This is a genomic window from Pseudonocardia sp. TMWB2A, from assembly GCF_017312135.1.
In genome coordinates, this window is sequence record NZ_QKQY01000001.1 from 1,758,049 (window position 1) to 1,775,996 (window position 17,948).

At 58.6% G+C, this 17,948-nt stretch carries 16 protein-coding genes; 2 read left to right on the plus strand and 14 right to left on the minus strand.

Translation table 11 applies throughout. The features are described 5' to 3' along the window. Positions 1 to 391 precede the first annotated feature (391 nt). Positions 392 to 958 carry a hypothetical protein gene (locus DMP17_RS08165; protein ID WP_337828573.1) on the plus strand — a complete coding sequence of 189 codons (567 nt, stop codon included), beginning with the start codon at positions 392 to 394 and terminating at the stop codon, positions 956 to 958. 211 nt (positions 959 to 1,169) lie between these two features. Further along, positions 1,170 to 1,469 (plus strand): hypothetical protein, encoded by a 300-nt coding sequence (locus DMP17_RS08170; RefSeq protein ID WP_337828574.1) that lies wholly within the window; start codon positions 1,170 to 1,172, stop codon positions 1,467 to 1,469. Between the two features lie 134 nt (positions 1,470 to 1,603). Here DMP17_RS08170 and DMP17_RS08175 read toward each other — a convergent pair whose 3' ends face one another. The 14 genes from DMP17_RS08175 to DMP17_RS08240 form a co-directional block, all read right to left on the minus strand. Continuing rightward, positions 1,604 to 2,512, minus strand: coding sequence for an IS1595 family transposase (locus DMP17_RS08175; protein ID WP_337828575.1), 909 nt, complete (start codon positions 2,510 to 2,512; stop codon positions 1,604 to 1,606). A gap of 20 nt (positions 2,513 to 2,532) precedes the next feature. Next, complete coding sequence (locus DMP17_RS08180) at positions 2,533 to 3,006, minus strand: hypothetical protein (protein ID WP_337828576.1); 474 nt, start codon at positions 3,004 to 3,006, stop codon at positions 2,533 to 2,535. Then, complete coding sequence (gene ligA, locus DMP17_RS08185; RefSeq protein ID WP_337828577.1) at positions 2,979 to 5,255, minus strand: NAD-dependent DNA ligase LigA; 2,277 nt, start codon at positions 5,253 to 5,255, stop codon at positions 2,979 to 2,981. The genes DMP17_RS08180 and ligA overlap by 28 nt, the downstream gene beginning before the upstream one ends. Positions 5,256 to 5,332: 77 nt before the next feature. Continuing rightward, positions 5,333 to 5,659: a hypothetical protein gene (locus DMP17_RS08190; RefSeq protein ID WP_337828578.1), complete on the minus strand. Its 327-nt coding sequence runs from the start codon at positions 5,657 to 5,659 to the stop codon at positions 5,333 to 5,335. Beyond that, a complete protein-coding gene (gene recN, locus DMP17_RS08195) occupies positions 5,656 to 7,320 on the minus strand; it encodes a DNA repair protein RecN (protein ID WP_337828579.1) in 1,665 nt (554 codons plus the stop codon). Before recN ends, DMP17_RS08190 begins: the two co-directional genes overlap by 4 nt. Before the next feature lie 24 nt (positions 7,321 to 7,344). After that, positions 7,345 to 8,202 carry an outer membrane protein assembly factor BamD gene (locus tag DMP17_RS08200; protein ID WP_337828580.1) on the minus strand — a complete coding sequence of 286 codons (858 nt, stop codon included), beginning with the start codon at positions 8,200 to 8,202 and terminating at the stop codon, positions 7,345 to 7,347. Between the two features lie 95 nt (positions 8,203 to 8,297). After that, on the minus strand, positions 8,298 to 9,149 hold the full coding sequence (locus DMP17_RS08205) for a peptidylprolyl isomerase (protein ID WP_337828581.1): 852 nt from the start codon (positions 9,147 to 9,149) through the stop codon (positions 8,298 to 8,300). Between the two features lie 398 nt (positions 9,150 to 9,547). Continuing rightward, positions 9,548 to 11,950 (minus strand): TonB-dependent receptor plug domain-containing protein, encoded by a 2,403-nt coding sequence (locus tag DMP17_RS08210; protein WP_337828582.1) that lies wholly within the window; start codon positions 11,948 to 11,950, stop codon positions 9,548 to 9,550. A 241-nt stretch (positions 11,951 to 12,191) separates the two neighbouring features. Beyond that, positions 12,192 to 14,507, minus strand: coding sequence for a polyribonucleotide nucleotidyltransferase (gene pnp, locus DMP17_RS08215; protein WP_337828583.1), 2,316 nt, complete (start codon positions 14,505 to 14,507; stop codon positions 12,192 to 12,194). Between the two features lie 235 nt (positions 14,508 to 14,742). Next, positions 14,743 to 15,012: a 30S ribosomal protein S15 gene (gene rpsO, locus DMP17_RS08220; RefSeq protein WP_337828584.1), complete on the minus strand. Its 270-nt coding sequence runs from the start codon at positions 15,010 to 15,012 to the stop codon at positions 14,743 to 14,745. A 20-nt stretch (positions 15,013 to 15,032) separates the two neighbouring features. Continuing rightward, positions 15,033 to 16,040: a tRNA pseudouridine(55) synthase TruB gene (gene truB / locus DMP17_RS08225; RefSeq protein WP_337828585.1), complete on the minus strand. Its 1,008-nt coding sequence runs from the start codon at positions 16,038 to 16,040 to the stop codon at positions 15,033 to 15,035. A gap of 21 nt (positions 16,041 to 16,061) precedes the next feature. After that, positions 16,062 to 16,754 (minus strand): site-2 protease family protein, encoded by a 693-nt coding sequence (locus tag DMP17_RS08230; protein WP_337828586.1) that lies wholly within the window; start codon positions 16,752 to 16,754, stop codon positions 16,062 to 16,064. Positions 16,755 to 16,817: 63 nt separating this feature from the next. Continuing rightward, positions 16,818 to 17,249: a DUF6491 family protein gene (locus tag DMP17_RS08235; RefSeq protein ID WP_337828587.1), complete on the minus strand. Its 432-nt coding sequence runs from the start codon at positions 17,247 to 17,249 to the stop codon at positions 16,818 to 16,820. 141 nt (positions 17,250 to 17,390) lie between these two features. Next, the gene (locus DMP17_RS08240) at positions 17,391 to 17,930 is read right to left on the minus strand and encodes a GNAT family N-acetyltransferase (protein ID WP_337828588.1); all 540 of its coding nucleotides are present in this window, start codon (positions 17,928 to 17,930) and stop codon (positions 17,391 to 17,393) included. Between the last annotated feature and the right edge of the window lie 18 nt (positions 17,931 to 17,948).

The following is a 17,948-nucleotide window of genomic DNA, read 5'->3' on the forward strand; positions in this document are numbered from 1 at the left end:
GCCTACAAATATTTAATCCAATGGTTTTCGGAGACTATAGAGATCGGAACCCCAGAATCTCGCATTTCGCACGCTTTTATGATCTTATTGCCAAAACTAGAGTGTTTCCAAGACTCTGTTGCGTAAACGCCGATCACTAATACTTGCGTTTTCTTGGTAAGACTCCCACATATTGCACCTTTTTTGACAACCGCCTCTTCGCATATATTTCTTCTACCAAAATTGAACCCGTTTATCCCCTTGACGCATGTAAGTCGCCTATCGTTTGCAACATAACGGTTTCTTTATATGCGGTGAAACGATGCTGTATGTCGCTGTATGCCTAGCGGAATTGTGAAATTTGTTATGGCGCGGATTGTGTTATTCGCGTTGTTATGCCATTACAGAGTTCATGATAGACGCTATAACAGCACTTCAAGAGCGCCAGCAAAAAGCAGAAGCCAAGGTTGCCCGGCTTGAAAAGTCGCTGAAATCTGCCAAAAACGAATTGAATGATCTCGATATTGCCTTGCGTGTTATGCAGGGAATCGCAGGTGTGGATACGTCGCCTACAGCGCAGTCGAGCGCTTCTACAACGCTAGATCGACAGATTCTCATAGCATTGATTTTGTCGATTGGGCATGAAAGCCCTGTTTCACCCAGTGACGCTCATAAGATGTATTCCGCAGCAGGCGGAGAGGAAATAGCGCTCGAAACGTTCCGCACGACGATATGGCGTATGGCCGATAAGCATTACGACCTGCCAGACGGGCAATACGTCGTCCGTCGCGATCAGCGCGGTTATTGGCGAGAGCCGCTTAGAGAATTTGGCGATGATGGCATTGGACAACCGATGGCCGAAAGCCAAAAGAACGAAGCGCCGGAGGCAAAAGCCGCCAGCGCTTCAGAAGCCGGAGGATGGGGCGTTGCCGCGCCCGCTTCTCCAAGTTCTCAATCTCTAGATAAGCTCATCGGCTAGAAAGAGAGTAACCCTATGTGGCAGGCCGTCTTACCTAAATAAGTCGAGCGCTGCGCCGGTTGGAAATCCCTTCCGGCGCATCTCGACTAGCAAATATCGACAAGATAGTCTAGTCGGAAGATGCGTTTCACGTTTTCCGAGAGGCCTTCTTATGTCCGTTAAACAGTTCCCGCCGAAAGGCCGGACAGACTACGTTAGGACAAATTCCAGAGTGTATGCCATCGCATACGACCTAAACGCGGAAGCGGCTTTGCGACATGGTGCGTGGGATAAGATTGCCCGCGTCCTATCGCAGCACGGCTTCAACCGCCAGCAGGGGTCCGTGTTCTTTGGAACCCCGGCTACACAAGCCTCTCACTGTTTTAAGGCAGTTCTGGAGATACACCGCAAGTTTCCCTGGTTCTGGGAAGTCGTGAAGGATATGCGTATGCTACGCATTGACGAAAACGACGACTTGCTGGCGGTTGTTCCCCGTGAATTGCGCTTTGATAACGACGAAGAGGCGGCATAAGATGGAGACGCCCGCTCGATTATCCTTATCGGATGCGCTCGCTAGCGGGCGTCTCTCTGATTTTGTCATGCAAGCCGAAGCTGAAGGCGTTGGCCCCGCTGATCGCGCTCAATTCGATGCAATGTTAGGCCGTGTCACAGCGCCCCAACCAGAAGATCAAACATCCCGTTCACCCGCGCGCGGTGGTTCGCGCGGAAAGTGAACTCCGACAGATAGCGCTGCATGTGCTTGGCGCTGATCTGGACATGGGTTGACCGCACCGACGCCTTGAACAGCCGCCAGAAGCCTTCCACGGTATTTACGTGGAACGTCTCACCGCTGCGATAGTCATAGTGCGCATATTCCTTGCGACCATGCTTCACAACACCATGCTGATAGCCATCGCCGGTGAGTAAATTGTAGCTGTAGAGCTCATCGGTCGAGACGACTGAACCGGCCTCTACGTTTTCCAGAACCACGTCACGCAGCGTGTCTTTCTTGACGTTGGGGATGACAACCGCCTTCATGTTGCCGCCGCGCTCTGCAAGGCCCATGACAATCGTCTTGCCCGGCGCGCCACGCCCGCGCTTGCCGCCAGAACGGCGACCGCCAACATAGGCTTCGTCCAGTTCGACATGGCCAGCCAGAAGTGCGTCAAAGCCTTGCGCCTTCATAGTGAGATCGCGGATTTGCTGGCCGATGCGATAGGCCGTCTTATACGTCACGCCAAGCTGGCGTTGCAGTTCCTTACCGCTCACGCCATGGCGCGTGGTGCAGAACAGGTAGATCGCATAAAACCAGCTTACCAGCGGCGTGCGCGTGTCATGCAGGATGGTGCCAGCGGTGGGGTTGATATGATGGCCGCACGCAGCGCACGAATAAGTGCGGCGCTCTTTCAGTTTGTGAAACGTGACGTCAACCGTGCCGCACTTTGGACAATCAAAGCGCGTGCCGCCAAACCGCACTTGCATAATATGGGCAAGGCAGGCGTCATCATCTGGGAAGCGCTGGAAAAACTCGCGGACCGAAAATTCAGGGCTGGCAGAGGAGCTTTTCTTCGTCATGCCATCTTAATGGCATAATGCTATACCTGCGTCAAGGGGATAAACGGGAAATTGAATGTGCCGGTAAAACAATATTGTTTGTTGTCGAAAATTAAATCTGGAAGAGGGTCGCATAATGGAAGATCCGAAGATTTCAATATTTCTCCATGCTCAAAATCTCTACTCGACAATTGATCCATGACCGAAAGCAAATCTTTAGCCTCTTCACCGTCAAGATGACCATCCTTGAGCACCTCTGACACACGGCAATATAGAGTCTGCATCACAGGATGTCCGCAGATAACTTCATTCGCAGCAAGCCATTTTTGAAGAAACTCTGCCTCCAATTGATTGATTTGCCCATCGGCCGCAAGCCCTCGACATAATCCTATAAGCTCATCGATTTGCCGAGATGCGATCCGCTCGCCACCTACAATATTATTGAATTCTTCGTTACGCATACACTCCCCCTCTTGCTTGTTCTCATCTAGCTCTTTGCCAAAATCTCCGCCCATTCGGCTTCGTCGATCACGCGCACGCCATGTTTTTGCGCGTCTTTCAGTTTCGATCCGGCCCCCGGCCCTGCCACCACAAGGTCGGTCTTGGCGCTCACCGAACCGGCGGCTTTTGCGCCCAGGCTTTCGGCCTGCGCCTTGGCTTCGTCGCGGCTCATGGTTTCGAGCTTGCCGGTGAAGACGATGGTCTTGCCGGTCCATTCGGTTTCGCGCGCGGTCGATACGAACGCAGGCGGATGGACTTCGCTCAAAAGGTCGTCCCAGACCTCGATATTATGTTCTTCATGAAAGAAGTCGCGCAATGCTTCATTCACTGCGGTGCCAACGCCGTCGATTGCGAAATAGTTGGTCGGCGCGGCAATTCGTGCTCCGCCTTCCACCCGATACATTTCATTCATTTGCTCAACTGCTTTCCGCAGCGTCGACAATGTGACCAGCGTCTTCAACAGTTCGCGCGCCGTCACTACCCCGATATGGCGAATACCCAGCCCAAACAGTAGCCGTGCAGCATCGGGCGCGCGTTTGGCTTCAATCGCGGCGAGCAGGTTATCGACCGATTTATCCTTCCAGCCTTCGCGCCCGACCAGCTCCGCGCGGTGCGTATGCAAACGGAAAATATCGGCGGGAGTGTGGAGCCAGCCCAGATCATAAAATTCGACAATGCTCTTTTCGCCCAAGCCTTCAATATCGAGCGCGGCGCGGCTGACAAAATGTTTGAGCCGTTCGACGCGCTGGGCGGGGCAGATGAGGCCACCAGTGCAGCGCACATCGACCTCGCCCTCTTCGGCCACCGCATCGGAACCGCACATCGGACATTCGGTGGGGAAGAGATAGGGCGCGCGCGCTTCGTCACGGGTCAAATTGGCGACGATTTGCGGGATCACATCGCCCGCGCGCTGGATCTGTACCCGGTCGCCGGGCCGCACGCCGAGCCGCGCAATTTCGTCGCGATTGTGGAGCGTCACATTGGAGACGACCACGCCGCCGACCGTGACCGGCTTCAACCGCCCGACCGGGGTTAATTTGCCGGTGCGCCCGACCTGTATGTCGATAGCTTCAAGCGTGGTTTCGGCTTGTTCTGCCGGAAATTTATGCGCAATCGCCCAGCGCGGCGCTTTGGCGACAAAGCCCAGCCGTTGCTGCCAATCGAGCCGGTCAACCTTATAGACGACGCCGTCAATATCATAAGGCAAGTCGGCGCGCTGCTGTTCAATCTCGCGATAATGGGCGAGCGCCGCGTCGCTATTTTCGACCCGCGCGAGCAAGGGCGAGACCGGCACACCCCACCCCGCAATCGCCTGCATCACGCCCCATTGTGTGTCGGCGGGAAGGTCGCTCACCTCGCCCCAACCATGCGCAAGAAAACGCAGCGGGCGCGATGCGGTAACGGACGCATCCTTTTGCCGCAGCGATCCCGCCGCCGCGTTGCGCGGATTGGCAAACTGGCGCGCTTTTTCAGGATCGGCGGCATCGGCAAGCAAACGCGCGTTCAATGCTTCAAAATCGGCTTTGGCCATATAGATTTCGCCGCGAATTTCGAAAATGTCGGGGATGGGGACGGAGCCATAATTTCCCCTCCCGCCTGCGGGAGGGGTCGGGGGTGGGTCTGTCTCGTCACTCATAAAATCAAATAGCCCCTCCCCTTCAGGGGAGGGGTTGGGGTGGGGGTTGTCCGCAAAAGCCGCGTCTGGTTGACAGCCCCCACCCCTAGCCCCTCCCCTAAAGGGGAGGGGAGTTTTCATGTCGCCCAACCGCTCCGGAATATCCGCTATCGTTCGCACATTGGCAGTCACATCTTCGCCCGTTGTGCCATCGCCGCGCGTCGCGGCCTGCACCAGCACGCCTTTTTCATAACGCAGCGAACAGGACAGCCCATCAATCTTGTCCTCGGCGGTGAGCGCAACCTCTGTCCCTTCGGGCAGGTTCAAAAAGCGGCGCACCCGCGCGACAAATTCCGCGACCTCCTCGGCGCTGAACGCATTGTCGAGGCTCATCATCCGCTTGGCGTGGGGGACTTTTTTAAGCGGGGAATCGGCGACCGCTGCGCCCACCGCCTTGTTCGGACTATCGGCGCGGATAAGGTGCGGGAACTCTTCTTCCAGCGCATTATTGCGCCGCACCAGCGCGTCATAATCCGCGTCGGAAATTTCGGGCGCATCCTTGGCATGATAGAGCCGGTTATGCCGCGCTATCTCCTTGGCCAAGCGCATCAATTCATTGGCAGCATCGGCTTCGGAAATCTGGGTCATTTGTCCTCGAAAAAAATTCTTGTTCCAGCCTGCGCCCATGAAAGCGGTGTTGCAAGCCGTGCCGCCTTAGCCGCGCATCATAGCAAATTGGAAGCGCGCAGCCCTGCAATATAAAATGCGAGGTAGAGAAAGGGGAATAAAATCATCAACCAGCTAAACCATCGCGGCTTATATTTGCGCCAGATAAAAGCAAAAATGGCAATCAGCAACGCGATAGCGGCGGCCACCAAACTCCCCAGAAAGGGGAAATTGAGATTGTCGCGCACACATTTATCCGACACGCACATGAGGACGGTGAGGAATGAGATGAATAACAGGAGCGGCACCAGCAGCAGATAGAATATGCCCGCGATAATATAAGGCAGGCGCGATTTTTCGGCGGGTTGGCCGCTATCGGGCGTCATAATCTCTCCAGCAATCGTGTCGCCTGCGCGCGGGCTTCGTCGGTGATTTCTGCGCCCGATAGCATCCGCGCAATTTCTTCGCGGCGTTCTGCGGTGTCGAGCGGGCGGACGCCGGTGCGGGCGACCGTGCCGTCCGATGCTTTGGCGATGAGCAGATGATGGTCGCCGCGCGCGGCCACTTGCGGGCTGTGGGTTACGACCAAAAGCTGCTTACCCTTGGAAAGACGCGCAAGCCGTTCGCCGATGGCCGACGCCACCGCGCCGCCGACGCCGCGGTCGATTTCGTCAAAGATCATCGTGTCCGCCCCGCCCTTCTGGGCGAGCGCGACTTTCAAGGCGAGGATGAAGCGCGACAATTCGCCGCCGCTCGCAATCTTCATCAAGGGCGCAAAGGGCGCGCCGGGGTTGGTGGCGATTTCGAACGCCACACGGTCCATGCCGGATGCGCCCCATTGGTCGTCGGGGAGGCTATCGACCGCGGTGCGGAATTTGGCGGCTTCCAGCTTGAGCGGCGCAAGTTCGGCGGCAACCGCTGCATCAAGCCGGATGGCGGCGGCCACCCGCGCATGGTGGAGCGCCTGCGCCGCCGCTTCATAAGCTGCGCGCGCCGTTTTGGCCTCGCCCGCCAGCTTGGCCAAGCCTTCCTCGCCCGCGTCCAGTGCATCGCGGCGGGTCTGCAGGTCGCTCAGTAAACTGGCCAGCGCATCGGGCTGCACCTGATGCTTGCGGGCCAGCGCGCGCAGGTCGAACAGGCGCGTTTCGATACGGTCGAGCGTGTCAGGGTCATAACGCAAGGCATCGGCGGCCTTGGCGAGCAAATCCTCGCCCTCGCTGGCCTCGATCAGCGCGCGGTCAAACGCTTCCAGCGCCTGCCCCAGATAGTCATGCTCGCCACCAATCCGGTCGAGCCGCCGCGCGGCCTGGCGAAGCTGCGCCATCGCTCCGTCCGACCCTTGCAAAAGCTGGTCGAGCGCGCCGAGTTCTTCGGTGAGCTTCTCCCCTTTTTGCATATCCGCGCGCGCGCCGGCCAGTTCGGCTTCCTCATCCGCTTCGGGCGCGAATTTTTCGATTTCCGCGATACTATGGTCGAGCCATTCGCGGTCACGTGCATCGGATTCCACCCGCGCGCGCGCTTCGGCAAGCGCGGCTTCGGCCTTGACCCAGACGCGGTAATGGTTCGCCACCTCGCCGACATCGAGCGCGCCGAAACTGTCGAGCAGGAGGCGATGGCCTTTGGGATTGATCAACCCGCGATCATCATGCTGGCCGTGGATTTCCACAAGGAAGCCGCCCACTTCGCGGAGCAATGCGGCAGAGGCGGGCTGGTCGTTGATAAACGCGCGGCTGCCGCCATCGGCCTTGACCTGCCGCCGGATGATGAGCGGTTCGCCCGGCTCGACCTCCAGCCCCTGATCGTCGAGCAGCGCATAAAGCGGGTGGCCGACGGGCGGCGCATCGAAACTCGCCGTGACCAGCGCGCGCTCGGCCCCTTGGCGCACCAAACCGCTATCGGCGCGGTCGCCCAGCGCCAGCCCCAACGAATCGAGCAGGATCGACTTGCCCGCACCGGTTTCGCCGGTGAGGACGCCCAGCCCTTCCAGAAAATCAAGGTCCAGCGCCTCGATCAGCACCACATCACGAATGGAAAGTGCCGTCAGCATCGCGCCGCTCCAGCCGCAAAAGGCTTACGCCCCGGTTGTGGCAGCTCCGCTGGCAGGCGCGGCGGCTTGCGCAGGCGCATGTTTCTGCATGAGCTGATAGGCGCGGTCATACCATTTAGAGCCGGGATAGTTGCGCCCCAGCACAGCGGCAGATTTCTGCGCTTCCTGCGGCACACCCAAGGCCAGATAGGTTTCAGTGAGACGGAACAGCGCTTCGGGCGCGTGGCTGGTAGTCTGGTATTTATCAACCACTTCGCGAAAACGCATCGAGGCTGCGAGCCATTTGCCGCTGCGTTCGTAAAAACGGCCGATTTCCATTTCCTTGCCCGCAAGATGGTCGTTGACCAGATCCATTTTAAGCTTGGCGTCCGCCGCATAATCGGTGTTCGGATAACGGCGCGCGACTTCGCCCAAGGATTGCAGCGCCGATTGGGTGATTTTCTGGTCGCGGGTGACATCGCTCATCTGCTCATAATAGTTCAGCGCGATGAGATAATAAGCGTAAGGCGCGTCCTTGTTACCGGGGTGGATTGCCAGAAAACGCTGCGCCGACCCGATCGATTCATTGTGCATATTCGCCAGATAATAGCTGAATGCGCTCATAAGCTGCGCGCGACGGGCCCAGGGCGAATAAGGGTGCTGGCGCTCGACTTCATCGAACAAGGCCGCCGATTCTTTATAGCGCCCGCGGTCCATCCGGTCCTTGGCGGCGGCATAAAGCGTGTTCACATCGCGCGCGACATAATTGGTATCGCCGGGCTTCCCGCCGCCTCCGCCGCCCAGCGACGCGCACGCCGACAAAGCCGGAATGGCAACTATGGTAAGCGCGACCAGCGCGAGTGAGCGGAATTGGTTTTTCCGGAGACGGGATTTCTGGGTCATGGAGCGCACCTATACAATAGCCGTGCCTGAACGCAATCCGAATGAATATGAAGTCATACACACAAGACCACTATATTTGCAGCACAGGCTTGCCTTCATTGGACCGGCGCAGGGGTTGTGGCAGGAACGGGAGCTGCGGCGGGTGCGGGAACGGGCGCGGCGCAGGCCGGATCATCGGCTTTGCGCAGCGGCGTGCGGCGCGCAGCGGTGATGGTGACCGGATCGGCGAGCATCTGCCCCGTCATCGGACCTTTGGCCGGATCGATGGGGAGGCCGTAAATCTGCCGGATAAGCGCCATCCCCTTGGCGATATGGCCAAAGGCGGCATAGCCCAGATTATCGCCGGGCTTCGACGGATCGGCGTCAAAGGCCGGAATATCGTTCATCATGATGAAGAAATCGCTGGTCGCACTGCCCGGAGCTCCGCGCGCCATTGAAATCGCACCTTGAACATTACGCAGGCCCGTGACGCTGGTCGGCTCATGCGCAATTGGCGGCAAAGGCTTGCCCGCTATGCGCTGTCCGCCTTGCACCACGCCTTCATTTTTCGCCGGATCACCGGTTTTCATCACCCGGTAAAAGGTCGCGCCATCCATCCGCTTCTGGTCGACATAGGCCAGGAAGTTGCCCGCCGTCACAGGCGCGCGCTTCTCGTCGAGCGCAATCTCGACCGGCCCAAGCGAGGTCAGCATTGTGACCAAAACCTCTCCGCCGGGAAGCGGGCAGGAAGCCGCAATGGCCGGTTCGGGGGTTTTGCTGGCCGCTGCCTTGGCGCGCGGGGCGGCCTTTTTCTGGGCGAGCGCGGGCGTCGCCGACAAGGGGGCGAGCGCCAATGCTATGAGCGATGCAAAGATGATTCTGGTCATGCGCCCCATCTTATCGCGCAAATGGGTGATGAAAAGAGGGGAGAAATCGAAGCGCGTGTTGGCGGCTTTGCTGCGGGCCATAGGCCGGTCGCCAGCGTCGTGCCTGCCCAATGCCTGCGGATTAGATCGTGTCAGGCCCCATGCCCCGCGCATAGACGTGGGAGCGGCCCGCGCATGGGGCATAACTTACCCATATGGGCGCAGCCCTATTCCCGGCCTCGGCACGTTTTCCCGCCAAAAAATCAAGCAGCCGTAAATTTCTGCCCGATGCCCCCTTGACGTTCCGCCCCTTCAAGCGCAAATGCAACTCATTCTTAATATCAATAAGGACTGGCACCCCGCTCTAACCCTTTTCACCAGACCCGAGCGCACGCGGTTTCAGGGGGCGACATCCCTGCCCTTGTCACATTTTAACGCGTGCATAACTGGGGGCGGACCCAAGCTTTCAGCTTGAAAAACCGGTCCGCCCCTCCTTTTTCTTACCAGGTCACATTCACCCGGCCGTAAAGATAACGGCCGTTAAAGCCGAACGGCGAATAATAAGGGAAGGCCACCACGCCGCTGGAATTCAACCGCAAGGGCACCTTGTCGGGATAGGTGTCGAACAGATTGTTCGCCCCCAGCGCCAAGCCGACATTGTCCGTCACCTGATAACGGCCTTCAAGATCGAAAATCGTCTTGCGTCCGGTGAAAATATCGTCCGCCGGATTGTTCGACGGCTGGGTCACATTGCCATAATGCGATGCGCGCGCGGTGAGGCCAAAGCCGCCGAGCGTCCAGTCGATTGTCCCGACAATCTTGGTGCGCGGCGTGCCTTCTTCGATGCTCACGATGCGCTGGCGGGTGAACAGGGTCGGGACCGGATCAAGATTAACCGCCGTCGATGTCGGCACTTCCTGCACCTTGATATCGTTAAAATTCGCCGCAGCGGTAAGATCGAACGTGCCGACGCTATCGGTGCGCAGCTTGTAATTGGCGACCACATCAATGCCGCGCGTCTTGGTCTTGATCCCGTTCAGGAAGAAGCGCGCCGCCGACACACCATAGGGCGCTAGAATGTCACGCACCTGTTCGCTGAAGCCTGCCGCGATATTTTCCGACAAGCCAAGCTGGTCGCGCAGCTTAATCTGGTAGGCATCAACCGTAAGGCTGAAGCCGCCGGTGCGGATGACCGTGCCGACCGACAGGTTGGTCGATTTTTCCGGCTCCAGCGGCAAGCCGCCAAGCGCTACCGCAATCGCGCTGACCGACGGGAAGGTGCCGGTTTCAACGATGTCCGGCGCAACAAAGACCGATGCGGTCGAGGTGAAATATTGCTGCTGGAGCGAGGGCGCACGGAAGCCGGTCGAGGCCGTCCCGCGCAGCGCAAGCCAGGGCGCAATATCATAGCGCGCCGAAATCTTGCCGGTCGCAATCGCGCCAAAGTCCGAATAATGTTCGCCGCGCACCGCCGCACCGATGGTGAAGCTTTCAGCAAGCCGCGCTTCGAGATCGAGATAGGCCGCGACATTCTGGCGGTTCTTTTCAATCGCGTTGGACGGGCGGAAGCCAGGGAAGCCTTGCGCGCCGCTGCCCAGCGAAGAATCGTCGCCCAACGGGCCACGGTCATGCGATGCGTCCTCGCCCGCAATAATCTTATAGCCTTCCTGACGGAATTCCCAACCCATTGCGACGTTGAGATTGCCATCACCCAGCGGATATTGCTTGGTGAAATCCACGCCCCCTACCCATTGGTCATAGACAAGCCCGCCATCATCAAAGCTGGTCGGCGAATTGGCGCCATAGGTCGAGTTGATCGAATTGGTCGTGCGGAAATCGAGCGCGTTGCGGCCATAAGCAAGCGTGAAATCAATGTCCCAACCATCGCTTTCGCCGCGCAGGCCCGCTGCGATATTATAATTGTTCGACTTCACATTGATGAGCGGCAGGAAGCCGTCGGGGTAGATGCTGAGCACATTATTGGCATTGCCCGGCACGCGCGGGAAAGCGGCGCTGACGCTCTTGCGATGCTGGTAGCCGCCAAAGCTGTAAAATTCGATATTATCCCCCAGCGGGAGAGCGGCATTATAATAGCCGGTATATTGCTTGACGTCAGGATCGCCGAAGCGCGAACGCAAGACGGCGGGGCTGGCAGGCAAGGTGCGCGGGTCGATGTCACCGCGGCTGGTGGGGTTACGGTCCACATATTCGCCGCTCAAAGTGAGGAAGCCCTCTGCGCCCAGTTTGAAACCCTGCCATGCGGCGACCTGAAACGCTTCGCCGTCGCGTTCCTTGCGCGACGAGCGGGCGGCCTCGACATCGGTGACATATTGGCCATAGCTGGCGGTCACGCCGCCGCCGCTGCTCGCTTGCTTGAGGCGCAAATTGATCACGCCCGCAATCGCATCCGACCCATATTGCGCCGATGCGCCGTCGCGCAGCACTTCGACCCGGTCGAGCGCCACGGTCGGGATGGTGTTGAGATCGACCGCCGCAGCGCCGCGTCCGACCGACCCGTTAATGTTGAGGAGCGCCGAAGGGTGGGTGCGCGTGCCGTTAATCAGCACCAGCGTCTGGTCCGGCGACAGGCCGCGCAAAGTGGCGGGACGGATCGAGTCCGTCCCGTCCACCGCCGAGGAGCGCGGAAAAACGACCGAAGGGGCAACACTGGAGAGCGAGGCGGCAAGTTCGCTCGTGCCTTGGCGCTTCAGCGAATCCGCCGACAGCACATCGACGGGGGCAGCCGAATCCAGCTTGGTCCGCCCCGCAGCGCGGGTGCCGGTGACGATGATCTCATTGCCATTATCGTCAACGCTCGCGGCGGCGGCAGGTTCGGATTGCGCACTGTCTTGCGCAAAAGCCTGCGCCGGCACAAGCGCGAACAAGGCGGCGGACAGCAGCAATTGGGTGCGGAAACCGGTCATATTCTTATCCTTCTTAGTCCCTGGGGCAGCCCGGACTAAAATGCGGACTGCTCTTATTTCTATCTTTGCGATAGATAATCAGGCCTGTGCTGCGATGCAGCGAAGAATATCTTGTCCGGACCTTATCAAAACTGCGCGCCGTGTAACGCACGGGATTCAGGCAATAAAAAAGGCCCCGCTTTTGAAAGCGGAGCCTTTTTACGCTTTTATGAGGACCGGATTAGTCCTTCAGAAAGTCCGGCACATGACCCTGATCTTCGGGACCATGATCGTCCGAGCGTTCACGGCGGGGGCCACGATCACCACGGTCGCCACCACGGCCACCGCGTCCACGGTCGCCGCCACGGCCACCGTCACGACGCGGGCCACGGTCGCCGCGATCACCGCGCGGGCCACGATCTTCACGGGGTTCCTTGGGCGGACGGGTGTCTTCCAGCTCTTCACCGGTTTCCTGATCAACAACGCGCATGGAGAGGCGCACCTTGCCACGATTGTCGATTTCGAGAACTTTGACCTTCACTTCCTGACCTTCAGCAACAACGTCGGTCGGCTTTTCAACGCGCTCATTCTTCATTTCGCTGACGTGGACGAGACCGTCCTTGCCGCCCATGAAGTTTACGAATGCGCCGAAATCAACAATGTTGACGACCTTGCCGTTATAGATTTTGCCAACTTCAGGTTCTTCGACAATGCCGAGGATCCAGTTCTTTGCGGCTTCAATCTGGTCAAGATCGCTCGACGAGATTTTGATCACGCCTTCATCGTCAATATCGACCTTCGCGCCGGTGGTGGCGACGATCTCGCGGATCACCTTACCGCCCGTACCGATCACGTCACGGATTTTTTCCTTGGGGATCGACATGGTTTCGATGCGCGGTGCGTGCGCCGACAATTCGCTGCGGGTTTCATTGAGCGCCTTCGCCATTTCACCGAGGATATGCGCGCGGCCTTCCTTGGCTTGGGTCAGAGCGGCTTCAAAGATTTCCTTGGTGATACCGGCAATCTTGATGTCCATCTGCATGGTGGTGATGCCTTCGGAGGTGCCAGCCACCTTGAAATCCATATCGCCAAGATGGTCTTCATCGCCCAGAATGTCGGACAGGATTGCATAATCCTTGCCTTCGAGGATGAGGCCCATAGCGATGCCAGAAACCGGACGCTTCACCGGAACGCCTGCGTCCATCATGGCAAGCGAGCCACCGCACACCGACGCCATCGACGACGAACCGTTGGATTCGGTAATGTCGCTGGTCAGGCGGATGGTGTAAGGAAATTCTTCCTTCGAGGGCAGCACAGGGTGCAGCGCACGCCATGCAAGCTTGCCATGACCGACTTCGCGGCGGCCCGGCGCACCGAAGCGGCCGACTTCACCGACCGAATAAGGCGGGAAGTTATAGTGCAGCATGAAATTCTGATAGCTAAGGCCGTTGAGGCCGTCGATCATCTGCTCTGCATCCTTGGTGCCAAGGGTACAGGTGGCGATGGTTTGCGTTTCACCACGGGTGAACAGCGCCGAACCATGCGCGCGGGGCAGGAAGTGGGTTTCGGCCACAATCGGACGGATTTGCGTGGTCGTGCGACCATCAATGCGGGTGCCATCCTTAAGGATCGCGCCGCGCACAATGTCAGCTTCCAGCTTCTTGGTAAGCTTGATGCCAGCCATGACCTGTTGCGGGTTAAGTTCGTCAGCGACGAACATGTCCTTCGCCTTGTCGCGCGCTGCGTTCAGGGCATCCGAACGGTCCGATTTGCTGGTGAGCTTATAGGCTGCGGCAATATCGGCACCGATGAGGTCCTTGAGCTTGGCTTTAAGCGCGGCATTATCGTCCGACGCGGCCATTTCCCACGGATCCTTGGCAGCTTGTTCGGCAAGCTCGATGATCGCCTTGACGACTTCGCGGCAAGCGTCATGCGCGAACAGCACGGCGCCGAGCATGATTTCTTCCGAAAGCTCGTTGGCTTCCGATTCCACCATCATCACCGCGTCATAGGTAGCCGCAACCACAAGGTCGAGATCGCCTTCCGCAACCTGTTCGTCGGTCGGGTTCAAAATATATTCGCCGTCAATATAGCCGACGCGCGCGGCCCCAATCGGACCCATGAACGGAACGCCCGAAATGGTGAGCGCAGCCGATGCGGCTATCATCGCCAAAATGTCGGGTTCATTTTCGCCATCATAGCTCAGCACCTGAGCAATGGCGTTGATTTCATTATAGAAACCTTCGGGGAACAGCGGACGGATCGGACGGTCGATCAAACGGGAAACCAAGGTTTCCTTTTCGGTCGCGCCGCGTTCGCGCTTGAAGAAGCCGCCCGGAATACGACCGGCAGCCGAATATTTTTCCTGATAATGGACGGTGAGCGGGAAGAAATCCTGTCCGTCCTTGACCGATTTGGCAGCGGTCACCGCGCACAAAACGACCGTTTCGCCAAGGCTGGCCAGCACGGCCCCGTCGGCTTGGCGGGCAACCTTGCCCGTTTCGAGAGTCAGCGTCTGGCCGCCCCACTCGATCGATACTTTTTTCACATCAAACATAATATTTCCTTATGACCCGCCCGCCCTATTGCGCAGCGGGGCCTCATATTGCCGGAACAAACCGCTTCCGGTTGCGGTCGGGGCCTGTGCCCCTCTAACGTGCTCCCGCGTAGGCGGGAGCCCAGTGTTGTATAATGCCAGCTATCAAACGTGCGTTATGAAAGCTGGATCCCCGCCTGCGCGGGGATGACACAAAAAACAATCGGCTCCCGAAAACGGGAGCCGAGCATTTGTGTCACTTGCGAAGACCCAGCTTGCCGATGAGCGTGGTATAACGCCCGGCATCTTTTTTCTTGAGATAGTCAAGCAGCGAACGACGCTTGTTGACCATCATCAACAGACCACGGCGGCTGTGATTATCCTTGTGGTTGTTCTTGAAATGGTCGGTGAGGTTGGTAATACGCTCGGTGAGGATCGCAACCTGGACTTCCGGCGAACCGGTGTCGCCTTCTGCACGGCCATATTCTTTGGACAGCGCTTCTTTGCGCTCCGTCGTAATCGTCATAATCTATTCCTTCGAACATCCTAAAGGTTAAAGCCCCTGACGACGCGGACATTCCCGTCCTCGACATTCACCAGTGCGACCGGGCCATGTTCGTCCCAGGCACAATGAAGTCCTTCATCAGCGGCAATCCCGTCCAAGACCCGACCCTGACGGATCAGCCTTGCCAGATCGGGGGTGAGAACAAGAGCCGGGATGTCGTCCAGCCCTGCCTCCAGCGGCAAGCATATGTCTTCAAGCGTGCGGGCTTTAGCGTGATTTTCCAGAATGTCCAGCGAAATCGCGCGGTCAAGGCCAAACGGCCCCGCCTTGGTGCGGCGCAACATGGTAACATGCCCGACCGTGCCGAGGGCGTGGGATATATCACGCGCAAGGGAGCGGATATAGGTGCCTTTCGACACATGGGCGGTAAGGGTGATGTCTCCTAATTCCTCCCCGGGACGGGGAGGGGGACCAGCCGCAGGCTGGTGGAGGGGGCTATCAGCATTGTCCAACGCCTGTTGCGCGGGCGGAGAGCCCCCTCCAGCACCCGCTACGCGGGCGGTCCCCCTCCCCGTGCCGGGGAGGAATTGTAAGGAATATACCTCCACTTCCCGCGCTTTCATCTCGACCACTTCGCCTGCGCGCGCGCGGTCATAGGCGCGTTTCCCGTCTATCTTGATCGCGGAATAAGCGGGCGGGATTTGCGCAATCGGGCCAGTGAAGCGCGGCAGTATCGCTTCAACTTCCGCCAAAGTCGGGCGCACATCGCTGGTTGCGACCACCGCCCCTTCGGCGTCAAGCCCGTCGGTTTCGGTGCCGAAGCTAATCGTGAAATCATAGATTTTGCTGGCATCGAGCATCCGCCCCGCAAGCTTGGTCGCCTCGCCCAACGCAATCGGCAACACGCCGGTCGCGAGCGGGTCGAGCGTGCCGCCATGCCCGACCTTGACCTTGGGATAGCCGCCCTCGCGCAGCGCCCGCTTGACCGCGCTGACCCCTTGGGTCGAGCCCAGCCCCAAAGGCTTGTCGATGATGATCCAGCCGTGCATCGCTTACCCTGTCCCCGCGCCCTAACCCGCAATCACAGCGATAATCTGCCCCATAACGCCCATAATCCATTCGACCGGCGGCAGGATGACCGCGCTCACCACATTGACGCCGGTTACGCGCGGCACAAGGAGGATGAGCAAAAGCAGAAACAGGAAACCGAACCGGTCGAGCGCCTTATAGGGTTCGGCGAGTGCGGGCGGCAGAAAACCGGCCAGCACTTTGGAGCCATCGAATGGCGGCAAGGGCAGCATATTGAACACCGCCAGAAACACGTTGATGATGATGAAATTGCGCAGATTATCGAACAGAAATTGGGTCACCGGTGTCGGCGCGCTTCCTTGAACCGCGAGCAGGAACAGCCCCGTCACTAACGATGCGATAATGCCGAGTGCGATATTGCTGGCAGGCCCGGCGGCAGCAACCTTGACCATATCCCAACGCGGATTGCGCAAGCGTTGCTCGATCACCGGCACCGGCTTTGCCCAGCCGAAAATCGGCGCGCCGATGACTGCAAGAAAGGTCGGCAAAGCCACCGTGCCAATCGGGTCGATATGTTTGACCGGGTTGAGCGTCAACCGCCCGAGGTTCGCCGCCGTCGGGTCGCCATAATGGCGCGCGACATAGCCATGCGCGACTTCATGGAACACAATCGCAAAAGCGAGCGGCACCAGCCATGTCGCAATCGTGTAAATTGTCTCCGCCAGATTATCCAAACCCGTCCCTCGCGCTTATATCAACCGCGCCGCCCTTGCGGGAGCATGAGGGGTTTGTCAATTTTAGCGCGGCGTTTCGGCCTGCTGCTTTTCCGCCGCACGCCGCTCGGCCCGCGCTTTTTCGCGTTGCTTTTTGGAGGGCGGCTTGTCGGATGTTACAAGACTTTCCAACTGGCATTTCTGCCCATCGACAAGGATTGCGCTGAACTTGTCTAAACTTGATGTTCCTCGCGTTTCATAGCCGATAGCGGTCGCGAAATTGAGGCCGGTGCAAGGCCCGATAATCTTGCCATAATACCAGCGGTCGCGCATATCCTGTAACCAGATGCCGTCATCGCCATCGGGTTCAAAATTGCGGACGCCGCGATGATTGGCAAAGGGGATGGAAGCCTCGACGCCCAGTTGCGGCCAGCTATGGGTGGGCTTGGTATTTTGCGCCGTGGCAGGAACGGCCAAGACTGCAAAGGCCAATAGGCTAAGCGGATATTTCATCATCGTCTGGATCCAGATGCAGGTTAGAGGAAGCGACCTCAACTCGCGTCGCACTTGCCGGAACATATTAGCCTATGCAGTGCGTCTTTTACTGTGCGTCTTTCGACTTCGCGCGACACGAACGGAAGTTGTTGTATTAGCTTATCAAACGCGCGGGGGCATCCCCTGTTCCCACTCCTCGCGCAGCAATCCGAACACCCCCGTATCGCGCACATGGCCGGTCCAGGTGATGCGTTCGGCGCGCAGCACGCCTTCCTTGGTTGCGCCCAATTTCAACACCGCCGCCTGACTGCGCTTATTGCGCTCGTCGATGAGGAATTGCACGCGGCGTATGCCTTCGCCGAACGCGCGGGCGAGCATGAGCCTTTTGACGCGCGCATTAAGGCCGGTGCCGCGCACATGCGGGGCCATGAAGGTGCCGCCAATCTCCAATGCCTGCCGCTCCAGCGCCAGATTGAGATAGCTGGTCATGCCCACAACCTGCCCGTCCAGCAGCACCGCAAAAATATGCCGCGCGGGGTTGGCGAGGAAGGTATCAAATGCGCTGTCAAACGCCGCGCCGCCCATATTGACGGGGTAAATATCCCAAATATCGGGGTCCGCGTCGCAACAGGCCCGCAAGCCTTCGCGATGATTGGCGGTCATGGGGATGAGGCATAGATCGCCCTCCCCCATCGGCACCATCAGCGCCGCTATGTCCGG

Coding starts and splice junctions, on each gene's coding strand:
- recN (WP_337828579.1), bottom strand. CDS start 7,320: ATGCTGACGGCACTTTCCATTCGTGATGTGGTGCTGATCGAGGCGCTG.
- DMP17_RS08165 (WP_337828573.1), top strand. CDS start 392: ATGATAGACGCTATAACAGCACTTCAAGAGCGCCAGCAAAAAGCAGAA.
- DMP17_RS08200 (WP_337828580.1), bottom strand. CDS start 8,202: ATGACCCAGAAATCCCGTCTCCGGAAAAACCAATTCCGCTCACTCGCG.
- rpsO (WP_337828584.1), bottom strand. CDS start 15,012: ATGACGATTACGACGGAGCGCAAAGAAGCGCTGTCCAAAGAATATGGC.
- DMP17_RS08190 (WP_337828578.1), bottom strand. CDS start 5,659: ATGACGCCCGATAGCGGCCAACCCGCCGAAAAATCGCGCCTGCCTTAT.
- pnp (WP_337828583.1), bottom strand. CDS start 14,507: ATGTTTGATGTGAAAAAAGTATCGATCGAGTGGGGCGGCCAGACGCTG.
- DMP17_RS08240 (WP_337828588.1), bottom strand. CDS start 17,930: ATGGTGCCGATGGGGGAGGGCGATCTATGCCTCATCCCCATGACCGCC.
- DMP17_RS08175 (WP_337828575.1), bottom strand. CDS start 2,512: ATGACGAAGAAAAGCTCCTCTGCCAGCCCTGAATTTTCGGTCCGCGAG.
- truB (WP_337828585.1), bottom strand. CDS start 16,040: ATGCACGGCTGGATCATCATCGACAAGCCTTTGGGGCTGGGCTCGACC.
- ligA (WP_337828577.1), bottom strand. CDS start 5,255: ATGACCCAGATTTCCGAAGCCGATGCTGCCAATGAATTGATGCGCTTG.
- DMP17_RS08235 (WP_337828587.1), bottom strand. CDS start 17,249: ATGATGAAATATCCGCTTAGCCTATTGGCCTTTGCAGTCTTGGCCGTT.
- DMP17_RS08180 (WP_337828576.1), bottom strand. CDS start 3,006: ATGGGCGGAGATTTTGGCAAAGAGCTAGATGAGAACAAGCAAGAGGGG.
- DMP17_RS08205 (WP_337828581.1), bottom strand. CDS start 9,149: ATGGCCCGCAGCAAAGCCGCCAACACGCGCTTCGATTTCTCCCCTCTT.